This window comes from Longimicrobium sp. (genome assembly GCA_036389795.1).
Lineage (GTDB): Bacteria > Gemmatimonadota > Gemmatimonadetes > Longimicrobiales > Longimicrobiaceae > Longimicrobium.
Genome location: DASVWD010000102.1, coordinates 1 through 12,868 on the forward strand (window position 1 = coordinate 1; position 12,868 = coordinate 12,868).

Here is a 12,868-nt window from a genome sequence, read left to right on the forward strand (position 1 = left end):
GATTGGCATCACACAGAGGACACGGAGGACACGGAGAGAACTTCAATCTCTCCGCTGTTCCTCTGTGTTCTCTGTGCCCTCTGTGTGAGACCTTTTCAGGGCTGATACCCGAACGATTCCCTGCGAAATGGTATGAGACATTCGGTTATGGATCTCGATCCCGAACGAGCCTCGCAGTCCGCACAGGGAGCGCCCCCGCGCCGATGCTGCCGGCGCGGGGGCGCTTCGTGTTCGGGAGACTTTCCGCCTGCCGGGCGGCTACCACCAGCCGCGGCCGGAGATGGGAACGTTGATGCCGACGTTCAGGCGGAAGGCGTCGTAGTCGTCGACGTTGGTCCAGCGGCCCTCCACGAAGGGGCGCAGGCTGCTGCCGCTGATGCGGCCGCCGTCCAGCCCCACCAGCAGGTTGAAGCCCACCTCGGTGTCGCTGTCCTCCTCCAGATCCCCCAAGTCGAAGTCGCGGTTCAGGAAGGCGGCGCCGGCGCCGAAGTAGAGCCCGGCCAGCGCGTCGGGGCGCAGCACCGCGTCGGCGTTGATCTGCCACTCCGAGGCGGACTCGTCGTCGTCGAAGAACACGTCGGCGCTGGGGACGATGGCGAGCTGCCGCACCAGCGGGATGCGGAACTGCGCGCCGGCCGTCCCGCCCTCTTCCTCGAAGTCGTACCCGCCCCGCACGCCGAACTCGATCGGGCCCGCGTCGCGCCAGGGGCCGCGGCGGCGCTCCCGGTCGCGATCGCGGTCGCGGTCGCGGTCCCGCTCGCAGACCGTCACCCGGCCGTGGGTCCGGCAGCGCTGGGCGCTCAGCTCGCCCGCGGTCAACAGCAGCAGTCCCAGCACTCCGACGCAGATCCGTCGCATGGCACCCCTCCGTTCGTTCGAGGACTCCGGCCGTGGACGCGGAAGAGCCCGCGCCACGAGCACGCAAGGGGTGAGATGCCCAAGCCGGAGACTTGGTTGCAGCCGAATGCTAAAATCTTGCCAGGGGGTGGTCAGGGGCGGGTGAACCCGCAGCAACAACGGCGAAAAGCCCGCCTGCGCGGGCTCCGTCGGTGCAGCACGAGGTTCGGAGCGCGGGAGTAGGGACCTCGTCGGAGAACAACAAGGTCAGCCGGCGAGGGCGCGGCCGATCGTCATGCCGGCGAAGACGGCGAGGAGGCCGGCGGCCAGGCTGGCGCCGACGTACGCGGCGGCCGCGCTCCAGTAGCGGGCCTCCAGGAGGGCGACGGTCTCGTAGCCGAAGGTGCTGAAGGTGGTGAAGCCGCCGCAGAAGCCCACGCCCAGGAGCGCGCGCGCCCGCCAGGCGTCGGCGCCGGGCCAGGCGCCCAGCAGCAGGCCCAGCGCCAGGCACCCCAGCGCGTTCACCGCGAAGGTGCCCCAGGGGAAGGCGGCGGGGAAGCGGGCGCTCAGCCACTCCGAGAGCGCGAAGCGGGCCATGGCGCCCGCCGCCCCGCCGAGCGCCACGTACAGCCACACCAGCGGGCCGCGCTCCGGCATCCGTGGCCTACGGCAGGCGGAAGGTGTTGTTCGAGCGGTCGGGGTCGATCAGCACCCAGCGCGGGTCGAGCACCACCTCGGCCGGCTTCTCCCGCGTCACCACCTCCACGCTCTGCCGGCGGGCGCGCGACTCCAGCCGACGCCGCACGTCGCCCACCTTCACCTCCACGGGCATCCAGGCCGCGCCCGTGCGCAGCACCTCCACGCGCGTGCGCCAGCGGCCGCCGCCCGCGGGGCGGGTGGCGGCGCTCGCGACGCCGTAGTCCAGCCCGTCGGTGCGCTCGATCCACTGGCCGAAGAACCAGTCCAGGTCGCGCCGGCCCACCTCCTCGGCCACGCGCTGGAAGTCGGCGCCGGTGACGTGCTGCAGCCGGTGCCGCCGGTAGAGCTCGCGCAGGATGCGGCGGAAGGCGTCCTCGCCCACCAGGTCGCGCAGCATGCGGAAGACGGCGGACGCCTTGGTGTACGTCATCGCCGTGTAGATCCGCGGCGAAGGGTAGGCGGCCCCGGGGAGCGCGACCGGCTGCACCGAGTCGGCGCGCTCCAGCCGCTCCAGCGTGCGCATGGTCGAGCCCCAGACGACGGCCGCGACGGAGTCTTCCAGCGCGGCCCGGTCGAGGGCGGGGACGGCGGAGCGCAGCGAGTCGCGGGTGAAGTCCTCGGTGAACCAGTCCTCGACGAACGAGGTGAAGCCCTCGTCCATCCACCCCTCGCGCCACTCGTTGTTGGCCAGGATGCCGTGCAGGTACTGGTGGGTGACCTCGTGCACGATGAGCCCCCGGTTGGCCGAGCCGTTCATCACCAGCATGGGGAACTCGGTGCCGCCGCTCTCCAGCCGGTGCAGGTTGGTGAGCTGCGGCCAGGGGTACGGCCCGAACATCCCCTGCAGCCACGCCAGCGCGTCGTAGGTGACGCGCGCGGCCTGGTGGCTGCCCCACGCGGCGGTGTCGCCGGGCCAGAAGAGGACGTGGATGGTGGGGAGCCCCGCGCGCCCGCCGCCCTCGCGCAGGTTGAAGCGGGTGACGTCTTCGTGGCGGAACCCGGGGTCGATGGCCCAGGCGAAGTGGTGCACGCTGTCGGCGTGGAAGCGCACGCGCTTGCGGCCCTGCCCGGCGTCCCCGGCCAGGAGCCCGAGTGGTTCGGCCGCGCCCACGCGGTAGAAGCCGCGCTCGAAGTCGCTCACCGTCCACCCGGGGTTCCCCTCGACGGGCACGCCGGTGGCGCCCACCACCTGGTCGGCGGGGAGGTCGAGGGTGACGTCGTAGGTGGCGAACTCGCCGTAGAACTCGCCCTGGGGGAGGAGCGGCTGGTACGCCCACCCGGTGCGGTCGTAGACGGCGATGCGCGGGTACCACTGGGCGAAGTCGTAGTGCCGCCCGCGCCGCCCCTGGCGCCGGGGCAGGGTCGAGAGCCGCGCGTCCCAGTCCATCACCACCGTCACGCTCCCGCCGGGGGCGAGCGGGGCGGGGAGCGGGAGGGCGGCCACGGTGGAGTCGGGCGCGCCGGGGTAGGCGGGGCGCACCTCGCGGCCGTCCACGCGCACCGAGGTGAAGCGCTCGAAGGCGTGCTCGCTGGGCCCCAGCTCCTGGAAGCGGCGGTTGCCGAACTGCAGCTCGCGGCGCGCCCAGGCGCTGTTGGGGCGGAAGGCGTTCAGGTGCTGGTGGACGTACAGGGTGTCGAGCGTGGCGGGCGAGCGGTTGGTGTAGCGCAGCCGCGCCCGCCCGTGCAGCACGTCGGTGCCCTCCTCCAGCCGCGCCTCGATGCGGTAGTCGACGCCCTGCTGGAAATACGGCGCCGCCTGCGCCCACGCGCTCCCGTGCGCCAGGAGCGCCGCCGCCGCGGCCGCCAGGATCGATCGTGTCATGCGCCCCGCCGGGTCGGAAGTGAGGGGCGGAACTTAGTGCGAAAGTGCGAAAGTGCGAAAGTGCGTCCGGCGGGGTGGCCCCCTCCCCCGCGCGGTCCTCGGCTGCTCGTTCCTCGCAGCCAGAGGACGCGCTCCCCTCCCCCGCTGCGCGGTAGAGGGGAACACCTCGGCGCTGCGCGCGACGAAATCGATTGCGATCGGGATGGGTTACGCAGGTGAAGCCTCGCGGGGTTTGCGAGGCTTTCCGTGGTTCCAGCGAGGGGCTTTAGCCCATCGCGACCCGGCACCCGGGCGATGCCCCGCGTGAGGGATGCGCGCCCGACAGGGCCGGGACGCCGCCGCCACAGGGGTTTCGTGGCGGCGGTGGCCCGGCGCGGTTGGGCACAGTGGTATCGTGCCCTACCGCGCGCGCAGCCCGGCCCGGAGCGCAGCGGAGGGACACGCCCGGGGCCGTGGCTGCCGTTCGCGGTTTCGTCGTCCGGAAACAACCCTCAGGGGGCGCCGAACTCGCGGATGCGGCGGGAGAAGTCGGGGGCGTCGCCCAGGCGCTGGGCGCGGGGGGTGATCAGGAAGCGCTCGCGCGCCCGCTCCAGCGGCAGGTCGGTGTCGATCAGGCCCAGCTCGTAGGCCAGCGCGTCGGAGTAGCCGGGCAGCAGCACGCGGGGGCTGTACGGCCGCACCCGCCGCGGCGAGACGCGGTTGAGGTGCCGCACCAGGTTGGTGGTGCAGGTGTTGGTGAGCGTGTTGTAGAACTCGGGGCGCTCGCGCAGCTCGTTGGCCCGCTCCAGCATGTCCACCAGCATGGCGCGCACCTGCGCCCGCTCGGCGCGCACCGGGTACAGGTGCACGGGGTCCTTCCGATAGTTGGTGCGCAGGCGGATCGCGTCGCGCTCGTCGGCGACGACGTAGGTGACCTCGAACTGGTTCAGCAGCCCCTTGAGCGGCGAATACTTCTCGCCCTTCTCCTTGCGGACCTCCACCGAGACGGCCAGGTAGCGCCCGTCGCGGAAGCCGAACGACACCAGCGTGTGCGCCAGGCCGCGCCAGTCGCGGGCGAACGGCTCCACCACGAACCACGCGCTCTCCACCTCGCGCAGGTCGTAGGCGCGGTCGTCGTGGGCCACCGTGTAGCGGTCCTTCGACTCGTAGCGGGCGTTGCGCACGTTGTGCACGCGCACGCTGTCGCCCCGGAACTCGGCCCAGGGGAGCACCGCGTTGTCGGGCGTCCAGTCGCGCGTGTTCGACGGCTCCATCGCCACCCACCAGCCGGCCGCCGGGAGCACGAGCGCCAGGGCGATCCAGCGCTTCCTGATCCGCTTCCCCTGCATCCTCCCGGCCCTCAGTACGGGGCGATCTGCCGTCGGCCGCCGCTCTCCAGCAGCAGGCGGGACCGTTCGTCCAGCAGCACCCAGATGCTGTAGGCGCCGATCAGGGTGCCCTGGGGGAAGTTGAAGAGGTTGAGGAAGCTCACGATCAGCGTCAGGATCCGCGCCCAGGGCCGGTGGTTGAGCAGTCCCCAGCCCCCGATGATCGAGGGGACGGCGAGGATGCCGATGAAGATCACGATGAACCATCCCAGGCCGGCCATGAGCGCGAAGATCCCCGCCCCCTCCTCGGCGGCGGCCAGGATCCCGGCGCCGCTCATCAGCGTGGCGACGAGTACGGCGATGCCGATGGCCAGCGCGCCGTTCACGATGTTGAGCCAGCCGGCGATCTTCAGGTGCTGTCGCATGTCTTGCATGATTTCGACTCCGTTGTGCGATGTCGAACCAACCCTCACCAGCTCCCGCTGGCGCCGCGCCCGGACGAGTGGCTCCCCCCGGACGACCCACTCGACGACCAGCCGCCCGAGGCGCCGCGACCGGACGACGACCCGCTGCTCCACGACGACGAGGACTCCTCGCGCTCGGGCGGCGGGGTCAGGCGCGGCAGCGTCACCAGGTGCTCGTGGTGGTAGCCGCAGTGGCGGCAGTGCTGGGTGACCTGGTCGGTGCCGGTGGAGTGGTAGGTCGGCCGCTCCAGGGTGCGGCGGCTCACCTGGCAGGTGCGGTAGCGGCACCCCGGGCACGGCTTGGCCGAGGTGAACCACGCGTTGTACGGCAGGAGCAGGTGGTTGCCGCAGCTCCCGCACTTCCACACGTCGTAGTCCACCGACTTCAGCCACTCCTCCATCTTCTGCCCGGAATCCAGGTACACGTCGTCGGACACCTCGTCCAGCCGCTCCATCTCGGTGCCGCAGCCCGGGCACTTCCGCTTGCGGTTCCGCGCGTACGCCGCCGCGCCGACCGCGGCCGCGCCGAGGCCGCCGAGCCCCAGCAGCAGGCCGATTCCCCCGCCCGCCCCGTCCGGGGACCTGGAGTCGCGCGGCGGCGGGACGTAGTACGGCTGCGGCGCCGCGGGCTGTCCGGCGAAGGGCTCGCGCGCGGGCGCGTAGCCGCCGCCCGCGGGCGGGGCGGCAGGGGACGACGCGGGCTCTTCGCGGTACCAGCGCGCGATCTCCCCCGCGCCGGCGAGGATCCCGGCCGCGAAGTGGCCCGCGCGGAACTCGGGGACGATCCGCTCGTCGATCGCCTGCTTCGCGCGGGCGTCGAACGAGGGGGGCGCACCGTCGCCCAGCTCGATGCGCACCCTGCGGTCGCGGACGGCCACCAGCAGCAGCGCGCCGTCGTTCTCCGCCCGGTCGCCCACGCGCCAGGCGTTGAAGAGCCCGGTGGCGAACGCCTCGATGCTGGCGGCGCCCGACGAGTAGTCGTGGACGCTGCCGATGGTGACCACCCGCACGTCCGCGCCCGAGTTGCGCACGCCGGCCAGCAGCGCGCGCACGCTGTCCTCCTGCGCCCGGGTGAGCACCTCGGCCAGGTCGGTGACGGCCGCGCCGGTGTTCTCGGGATACGCGCCTTGCGCGCGGGCGGGCGCGGCGAGGAGCAGGCCGGCGGCGGCGAGCGCCAGCGGAGTCGGCTTCATCTCGGGTCTTCCTCGTTCGCGGGGGAAGATCAGGGAGGCCGCGCGGCGGCGGGAGGGGAGATCCGCGGAAGGCGGGAGGGGGACTGCCCAGCTTCGCCTAAGTTCCGCTCGAATCTACCGTTCCGCGCCGTCCGCGTACAGCCCCCGCGGAAGCGGCGCCCGATTACGAGGGATGCGGCCGAAAAGTTTTCGCGGCCCGGAATGATCGGGCCGCGAGCGTTCTTCCATGGGATGAAAGCAGCGCCGTCAGCGGCGGGTGGTGGCCTCGCGGCTGACGCCGGAGAAGGCGGGGCGGTTGAGGCGGCCGGTGCGGGTGAGCCCCTCCCAGCCGCAGCGCGGGCACCAGCGCCGCTGCACGCGCCCCAGGCTGAGCGCGGAGAGGAAGCGGCCGACGGGGCCCATCTGGATCGGGAGCGTCTCCCCGTCGCACTCGTTGCAGACGCGGTCCGCCGGGAAGATCAGGTAGATCATCGCGAACGCCAGGAGGACCTTGGCGCCGAAGGCGACGAAGAAGAGGAAGATCCACGTCAGCATGGGACTGCCCTGATCGAAGTGCCCCGTCGGCCGCGGCGCCGGCCCGTCCGCCCGCCGTGCAAGAAGCAGGCTCTCCGGACCTCCTTCTCAAAGTATCCGGAGGCCGCCCCTCACGGGAGAGGGAAATTCCCCACGGGCCGGCCCGGCGCCCGCACGCCGTCCGCCCTCCGGAACGGGCGAGCGGGCGCCCGTCTGACGCCAACGCCGTGCCGCTCCGGAAACATCTGCCGACTCCCCGCCGCCCCTCTCGCACTCCCCCGCCGCGCGGGTGTAGATTCGCCGCTCCTTTCACCCGCAAGACCGGTAGATGGCGAACGTCCTCAACGTCCAGGATCTGCACAAGTCGTACGGCCCCCGCGTGGTGTTCGACGGCGTCTCCTTCGCCGTGGACGAGGGGGAGAAGGTGGGCTTCATCGGCGTCAACGGCTCGGGGAAGTCCACGCTCTTCCGCATCGTGGGCGGGGTGGAGGGGGCCGACGCGGGGACGCTCGCCTTCCAGCGCGGCGTCCGCGTGGGCTACCTGGCGCAGGAGCCGGAGTTCGAGGAAGGGGCGACGATCCTCTCCGCCGCCGCCTCGGGGCGCCCGGAGCTGATGGAGGCGATCGGCGAGTACCACGCGGTCGCCGAGGAGCTGGCGCGCGGCGGGGGGGATTCGGGCCGCCTGCTGGCCCGGCAGGAGGCGGCGGGGGCGAAGATCGCCGCGCTGGGCGGGTGGGACTACGAGCACCGCATGGAGGCGCTGCTGACCCGCCTGGACGTGGACCGCTGGGAGCGCCCCGTGGCCGGCCTCTCCGGCGGCGAGCAGAAGCGCGTGGCCCTGGCGCGCGTCCTCCTCCAGGAGCCTGGGCTCCTCCTGCTGGACGAGCCCACCAACCACCTGGACGCCGACACCGTGGCCTGGCTGGAGGAGCACCTGCTCGACTACCCCGGCACGGTGATGCTCATCACCCACGACCGCTACTTCCTGGACCGCGTGGTCACGCGGATGCTGGAGGTCTCGCGCGGCGAGCTGGCGCCCTACCCCGGCGGCTACACCGAGTACCTGGAGGCCAAGGCCGAGCGGCTGGCGCAGGCGTCCGCGGCCGAGCAGAAGCGCAAGCGGCTGATCGAGCAGGAGCTGGAGTGGGCGCGCCGCTCGCCGCCGGCGCGCACGGGGAAGGCCAAGGCGCGCCTGGACCGGGCGGCCGCGCTGCAGGCCGAGCAGCGCGAGAAGCGGCTCCCGCGGCGCACCACCGTCGAGGTCGCGCCGATCGAGGCGCCGCGGCTGGGGCGGACGGTGCTGGAGCTGCACCACGTCGGCAAGGGCTACGGCGGGCGTACGCTGATCCGCGACTTCAGCACCATCCTGCAGGCCGGCGAGCGCATCGGGGTGATCGGGCCCAACGGCGCGGGGAAGACCACGCTGCTGCGGATCGTCCTGGGGCTGGAGGAGCCGGACGCCGGCGTGGTGGAGCTGGGGAAGAACACGCGCGTGGCCTACTTCGACCAGCGCCGCGAGGACGTGGACCCCGAGAAGAGCGTCTACGAGGCCGCCGCCGGGCAGGACTGGGTGAGCGTGGGCGGCGAGCGGATGCACCTGCGCAGCTACCTGGAGAGCTTCCTCTTCCCGCCCGAGCAGCAGCGGCAGAAGGTCTCCTCGCTCTCCGGCGGCGAGCGCAACCGGCTGCTGCTGGCCAAGCTGTTCCTGAAGGACGCCAACCTGCTGGTGCTGGACGAGCCCACCAACGACCTGGACCTGGTGACGCTGCAGGTGCTGGAGTCGGTGCTGGCCGGCTGGCCCGGGTGCGTGCTGATGGTGACGCACGACCGCTACTTCCTGGACAAGGTGGCCACCGGCCTCATCGTCTTCGAGGGGGGCGGAGAGCTGCGGCGCCACGCGGGCGGCTACGACCTGTACCGCCGCCTCAAGGAGCAGCGCGACGCCGAAGCCGCCGCCGCGTCCGCCGCCGCGCCGAAGAAGCCCGCCGCGCCCCCCACGGCGAAGACCGCCGCCTCGGCCGACCGGCCGCGCAAGCTCACCTGGAAGGAGCAGAAGGAGCTGGAGGGGATGGAGGCGGCGATCCTGGAGGCCGAGGCGCGGAAGGAGGAGCTGGGCGCCCGCCTGGCCGACCCCGCGCTCTACGCCTCGGCCCCCGGCGAGGTGGCGCGCCTCACCGCCGAGTACCGCGAGGCCGGCGAGCGCGTGGACGCCCTCTACGCCCGCTGGGCCGAGCTGGAGGAGATCGCCGCCGCGGCCGCGAAGTAGGATTCGAACCGAATGTCTCACGCAGAGCAGCAGAGTCAGCGGAGAAACTCCGAAGTTCTCTGCTGACTCTGCTGCTCTGCGTGCGATTGTCAGGCGCCTGGGACCAGGACGATAGCCAGCGGACCCGCCCAGGACTACTCCTCCTCGTCCTCGATCTCCTCGTACTCGGGCCGCAGCGGCAGGGTGAAGAAGAAGGTGCTCCCCTCGCCCGGCGCGCTCCGGACCCAGATGCGCCCGTCGTGCGCCTCCACGATCCCCCGGGCGATGGCCAGGCCCAGCCCGGCGCCCTGGCGGTTGGCCGAGCGCACCTTCCAGAAGCGGTCGAAGACGTGCCCCAGGTGCTCGGGCGGGATGCCGGGGCCGGTGTCGGACACCGCGAAGCGCACCTCGGCCTCGTCCGCGCGCACCGCGAGCTCCACGCGCCCGCCCTCGGGGGTGAACTTCACCGCGTTGCCCAGCAGGTTGGCCAGCACCTGCAGCACCCGCTCGCGGTCGCCCTCCAGCGCGGGGAGCCCCGGGGGAATGTCGCTCGCCAGCTGCAGGCGCTTCTCGGCCGCCAGCGGCGCGAACGCCTCCAGCGACTCGCGCGCCAGGGCCCCGGGATCCCAGCGGTCCCACTCGATCGCCAGGCGCCCCGCCTCGATGCTCGCCACGTCCAGCAGGTCCTGCCGGAGCCGCTGCATCCGCCGCGCGAGGTCGCGGATCCCCGTGATGCGCTTCCTGAGCTCCGCGTTCTCCCCGTCCTCGGGCAGGGTGCGCAGCAGCACCGTGGTGGTGATCACGATGGCCGAGAGCGAGTTGCCCAGGTCGTGCGACACCACGTGCAGCACGTCCTCGCGCGCGCGGATGGCGCCCTGCGCCGCGCCGTAGAGGCGCGCGTTCTCCACCGCCAGCGCCGCCCGCCCGGCCAGCTCGCGCGCCGTCTCCACCGCCACCGCGTCGAAGCGGCGCCCGGACCGCGAGATCACCAGCTCCAGCGCGCCCAGCGCTTGGTCGCGCAGCACCAGCGGCACCACCAGCACCGAGCGGATCCCCAGCTCCTCCATCACACGCCGCTGCTCGCCGCCCGCCAGCGAGGAGGTGAAGTCTTCCCCCGCCTCCTCGACCAGCACCGGCTCGCGCGCCTGCAGGGCGCGCAGCACCGGGTGGGCGGCCACGGCGTCGACCGGCAGCCCCAGCAGCGCGCGCGCCAGCTCCTCGCGCGCCGGGTCGCCGTGCGCCGCCGCGAGGCGCCGGACACCGCCGTCGTCGTCGCGCAGGAACACCACGCACCAGTCCGCCAGCTCGGGCACCGCCGCGCGGGCCAGCGTGCCGAGCGTCGCCTCGCGGTCCAGCGACTCCGAGAGCCGCGCGCCCGCCTCGGCCAGGAAGCGCATCCGCCGCTCCGCGGCCTCCGCCCCGGCGCGCGCCTCCGTCTCGCGCGCGAGCGCCCCGGCCACCCGCCGCTCGGCCTCCTTGCGCTCGGTGATGTCGCGCAGCACCGCGGTGAAGAGGCGCTGCCCCCCCAGCTCGAGCCGCGAGATCGACGCCTCGGCCGGGAACTCCTCGCCGTTCCTGCGCCGGCCGAAGATCTCCTGCCGCTCCCCCATCCGCTTGGCCACCACGGGCCCGCGGCCGAAGTGCTCGAGGTGGCCCTCGTGCCGCTCCCGCACCCGCTCCGGCAGCAGCGCGGCGAGCGGCTGGCCGATGATCTCCGCGGCCGTCCAGCCGAAGATCCGCTCCGCCCCCTGGTTGAAGAGCACGATGCGCTGCTCCTCGTCCACCGAGACCACCGCGTCGGTGGCGATGGAGATGATCCCCGAGAACTTGGCCTCGGAGAGCCGGAGCGCCTCCTCGGCGCGGATGCGCTCGGTGACGTCGCGCACCACCCGCGCGTAGCCGGTGAGCCGCCCCCCCTCATCGCGCAGCGCCGTGGTGAGCACCTGCGCCCAGAAGCGCGTGCCGTCCCTCCGCACGCGCCACCCCTCCGTCTCCAGCGAGCCGTGCTGCGCGGCGCGGCGCAGGTCGCGCTCGGGCATCCCCAGCGCCACGTCGTCGGGAACGTAGAACGCCGAGCAGTGCAGCCCCGCCGCCTCGGCCGCGGGGTAGCCGATCACGGCTTCCGCCCCCGCGTTCCAGAACGCCACGCGCCCGCCCGCGTCCAGCGCGAAGACGGCCTCGTCGCGCAGGCCGTCCAGCAGCAGGCGCGAGATCCCGTGCGCGGGAAAGGGCGGGGCGGTGCTCATCTGCGGCGTCGCGGGTGCCGGGGTGGTCGCGGATCGGCGGGAAAGCCGGGAACGGTGTCCCAACCTACGTGCGGCCGGACCCGCCCGGTAGCCCGCCCGCGTCGGGAATCACCCGACAGATACTGCGGCCCGGGCCCGACGCGGCTCCCCATACGCCGACGACAGACGCGGCGGCGCCGCCCGCCCATCTTTCCACCTCAGGAGAGCCCGCCGCCGTTCCGCCGCGGGTCCTCGCCGCAGATCCGAGACGAGTGGAGGAGCCCGTGCCCATCGCGCAGCGGTCCGAGTGGCCGCAGATCCTCAGGGACTTCAGCCGGAAGAACGCGGGGCGCGCTTCCCGGCTGGAGGTGGACGACCCCGAGCTGGGCGCGCAGTGGAGCGAGCTGGAGCTCTGCTTCCGCGGGGCCGCGTACGAGCCGCGCTTCCGGCGGGTGGAGATCCTGCTCGTCGACGGCGGCGGGCCCGCCGGCCCCCTCACGCACAGCATCGAGGCGGTGACGGACATCGCCGTCCGGCAGGGCGCCGACGGGCGCGACCGCGTGCTGCGCATCGGCTACCCCGGCGGCCAGACCCTGCTGCGCCTCGCGGCCACGTAGCCCGCGGCGCCCGGACGACGGACACGGCGGCCTCTCCGGTCATCCCGGGAGGCCGCTCTTGTTCACCTCTTCGCTCCGAAGTACGCTTCGGCCCGAGGGCGATACGCGTCCGGGCCCGCGTTGAAGACAGGCTCCAGCACGGACTCGGCACGCACGACTCGCTCGACGCTCTGGTTCATCCACGACAGCGTTTCCAGGATCTTCGCGTGCCAGGTTGTAAGGTCCTGATCCCAGATCGGCTCATGGTGTGAGATTCGGTTCCGAAACTCGCGGATCTCATCGAAGCGGTGCAGGATCGCAGGGCGGCTCCGGACGGACCTGGGTGCGAAAACGAAGGTGTGCGTTAGAATCTCCGGCCACAGGCCGGGCCCCGAACGGCGTGTCTGCTCATAGGGAGACTGGCAGAGCGCGGTCCAGAAACCGAATCCGAGCTGCGCGATCAGTCACCCCGGCGTAAGATTTTTCGTTTGACTACGCTTGCGAAGCCGTTCCTTCGCCTCCTCGACCGTAGCCTGTTCGCGTGGCATCAGCAGCGGCGGCGTTGCGTCAAGCCAGCATGGAATGTCAGCGAACGCGAGTGAACGGCCGCTCAGCACCTTGAGGGACCCGCTGTAGAGCACGTTGCGGAAGGTGATTTCCAGCGCGTGCAAGGTCGGATGGAATGCGCATGACAGCGCCACATTCCAGAAGTACCGCGCAACCATGTCCAGGTCGTCGGCATCCGCGGCTGTGCGGTACGCGTCCAGGCGCTCGATGGAGAACGCGTGGTAGATCGCGTGGAGGGAAAGGGGTTGTTCTGAACCGGCTTTGGGCATAAATTGGAGGCGTAATTCCTCGGGTCGTCCTCTGCTGGAGCAGTCGCCTTCGGGTGCGGCATGACGCCGAGGTTGGAATCCCCGCGACGAGCCTCGTCGCGGGGATTCTGCGTTTCTGCCCTGCCCCCGCT

General features: G+C 72.5%; 11 protein-coding genes. 2 read left to right on the forward strand and 9 right to left on the reverse strand.

Annotated features, from left to right (window positions below; all coding sequences use genetic code 11):
• Positions 1 to 258: 258 nt before the first annotated feature.
• From VF746_13765 to VF746_13795, 7 genes are all read right to left on the reverse strand, one after another.
• Positions 259 to 858: a hypothetical protein gene (locus tag VF746_13765; protein ID HEX8693484.1), complete on the reverse strand. Its 600-nt coding sequence runs from the start codon at positions 856 to 858 to the stop codon at positions 259 to 261.
• 246 nt (positions 859 to 1,104) lie between these two features.
• Positions 1,105 to 1,494, reverse strand: a complete 390-nt coding sequence (crcB, locus tag VF746_13770; GenBank protein ID HEX8693485.1) for a fluoride efflux transporter CrcB — start codon at positions 1,492 to 1,494, stop codon at positions 1,105 to 1,107.
• A gap of 7 nt (positions 1,495 to 1,501) precedes the next feature.
• Positions 1,502 to 3,358 carry a M1 family metallopeptidase gene (locus tag VF746_13775; GenBank protein HEX8693486.1) on the reverse strand — a complete coding sequence of 619 codons (1,857 nt, stop codon included), beginning with the start codon at positions 3,356 to 3,358 and terminating at the stop codon, positions 1,502 to 1,504.
• A gap of 491 nt (positions 3,359 to 3,849) precedes the next feature.
• Positions 3,850 to 4,686 carry a DUF4105 domain-containing protein gene (locus VF746_13780; protein ID HEX8693487.1) on the reverse strand — a complete coding sequence of 279 codons (837 nt, stop codon included), beginning with the start codon at positions 4,684 to 4,686 and terminating at the stop codon, positions 3,850 to 3,852.
• Positions 4,687 to 4,697: 11 nt separating this feature from the next.
• Positions 4,698 to 5,099: a hypothetical protein gene (locus VF746_13785; protein ID HEX8693488.1), complete on the reverse strand. Its 402-nt coding sequence runs from the start codon at positions 5,097 to 5,099 to the stop codon at positions 4,698 to 4,700.
• Positions 5,100 to 5,134: 35 nt separating this feature from the next.
• Positions 5,135 to 6,322, reverse strand: a complete 1,188-nt coding sequence (locus VF746_13790) for a TPM domain-containing protein (protein HEX8693489.1) — start codon at positions 6,320 to 6,322, stop codon at positions 5,135 to 5,137.
• A 246-nt stretch (positions 6,323 to 6,568) separates the two neighbouring features.
• Positions 6,569 to 6,856 (reverse strand): hypothetical protein, encoded by a 288-nt coding sequence (locus VF746_13795; GenBank protein ID HEX8693490.1) that lies wholly within the window; start codon positions 6,854 to 6,856, stop codon positions 6,569 to 6,571.
• Between the two features lie 307 nt (positions 6,857 to 7,163).
• Between VF746_13795 and VF746_13800 the strand changes: the two genes are divergently transcribed.
• Positions 7,164 to 9,101 carry an ABC-F family ATP-binding cassette domain-containing protein gene (locus VF746_13800; protein HEX8693491.1) on the forward strand — a complete coding sequence of 646 codons (1,938 nt, stop codon included), beginning with the start codon at positions 7,164 to 7,166 and terminating at the stop codon, positions 9,099 to 9,101.
• A 134-nt stretch (positions 9,102 to 9,235) separates the two neighbouring features.
• On the opposite strand, the gene VF746_13805 is transcribed toward VF746_13800, so the two are convergent.
• The gene (locus VF746_13805) at positions 9,236 to 11,326 is read right to left on the reverse strand and encodes a PAS domain S-box protein (GenBank protein ID HEX8693492.1); all 2,091 of its coding nucleotides are present in this window, start codon (positions 11,324 to 11,326) and stop codon (positions 9,236 to 9,238) included.
• A 263-nt stretch (positions 11,327 to 11,589) separates the two neighbouring features.
• On the opposite strand from VF746_13805, the gene VF746_13810 reads away from it, so the two are divergent.
• Positions 11,590 to 11,922 carry a DUF5335 family protein gene (locus VF746_13810; protein HEX8693493.1) on the forward strand — a complete coding sequence of 111 codons (333 nt, stop codon included), beginning with the start codon at positions 11,590 to 11,592 and terminating at the stop codon, positions 11,920 to 11,922.
• A gap of 443 nt (positions 11,923 to 12,365) precedes the next feature.
• Here VF746_13810 and VF746_13815 read toward each other — a convergent pair whose 3' ends face one another.
• Positions 12,366 to 12,737: a hypothetical protein gene (locus VF746_13815; protein ID HEX8693494.1), complete on the reverse strand. Its 372-nt coding sequence runs from the start codon at positions 12,735 to 12,737 to the stop codon at positions 12,366 to 12,368.
• Positions 12,738 to 12,868: the final 131 nt, after the last annotated feature.

Coding starts and splice junctions, on each gene's coding strand:
- VF746_13790 (HEX8693489.1), bottom strand. CDS start 6,322: ATGAAGCCGACTCCGCTGGCGCTCGCCGCCGCCGGCCTGCTCCTCGCC.
- VF746_13805 (HEX8693492.1), bottom strand. CDS start 11,326: ATGAGCACCGCCCCGCCCTTTCCCGCGCACGGGATCTCGCGCCTGCTG.
- VF746_13785 (HEX8693488.1), bottom strand. CDS start 5,099: ATGCAAGACATGCGACAGCACCTGAAGATCGCCGGCTGGCTCAACATC.
- VF746_13780 (HEX8693487.1), bottom strand. CDS start 4,686: ATGCAGGGGAAGCGGATCAGGAAGCGCTGGATCGCCCTGGCGCTCGTG.
- VF746_13795 (HEX8693490.1), bottom strand. CDS start 6,856: ATGCTGACGTGGATCTTCCTCTTCTTCGTCGCCTTCGGCGCCAAGGTC.
- VF746_13815 (HEX8693494.1), bottom strand. CDS start 12,737: ATGCCCAAAGCCGGTTCAGAACAACCCCTTTCCCTCCACGCGATCTAC.
- VF746_13765 (HEX8693484.1), bottom strand. CDS start 858: ATGCGACGGATCTGCGTCGGAGTGCTGGGACTGCTGCTGTTGACCGCG.
- crcB (HEX8693485.1), bottom strand. CDS start 1,494: ATGCCGGAGCGCGGCCCGCTGGTGTGGCTGTACGTGGCGCTCGGCGGG.
- VF746_13800 (HEX8693491.1), top strand. CDS start 7,164: ATGGCGAACGTCCTCAACGTCCAGGATCTGCACAAGTCGTACGGCCCC.
- VF746_13775 (HEX8693486.1), bottom strand. CDS start 3,358: ATGACACGATCGATCCTGGCGGCCGCGGCGGCGGCGCTCCTGGCGCAC.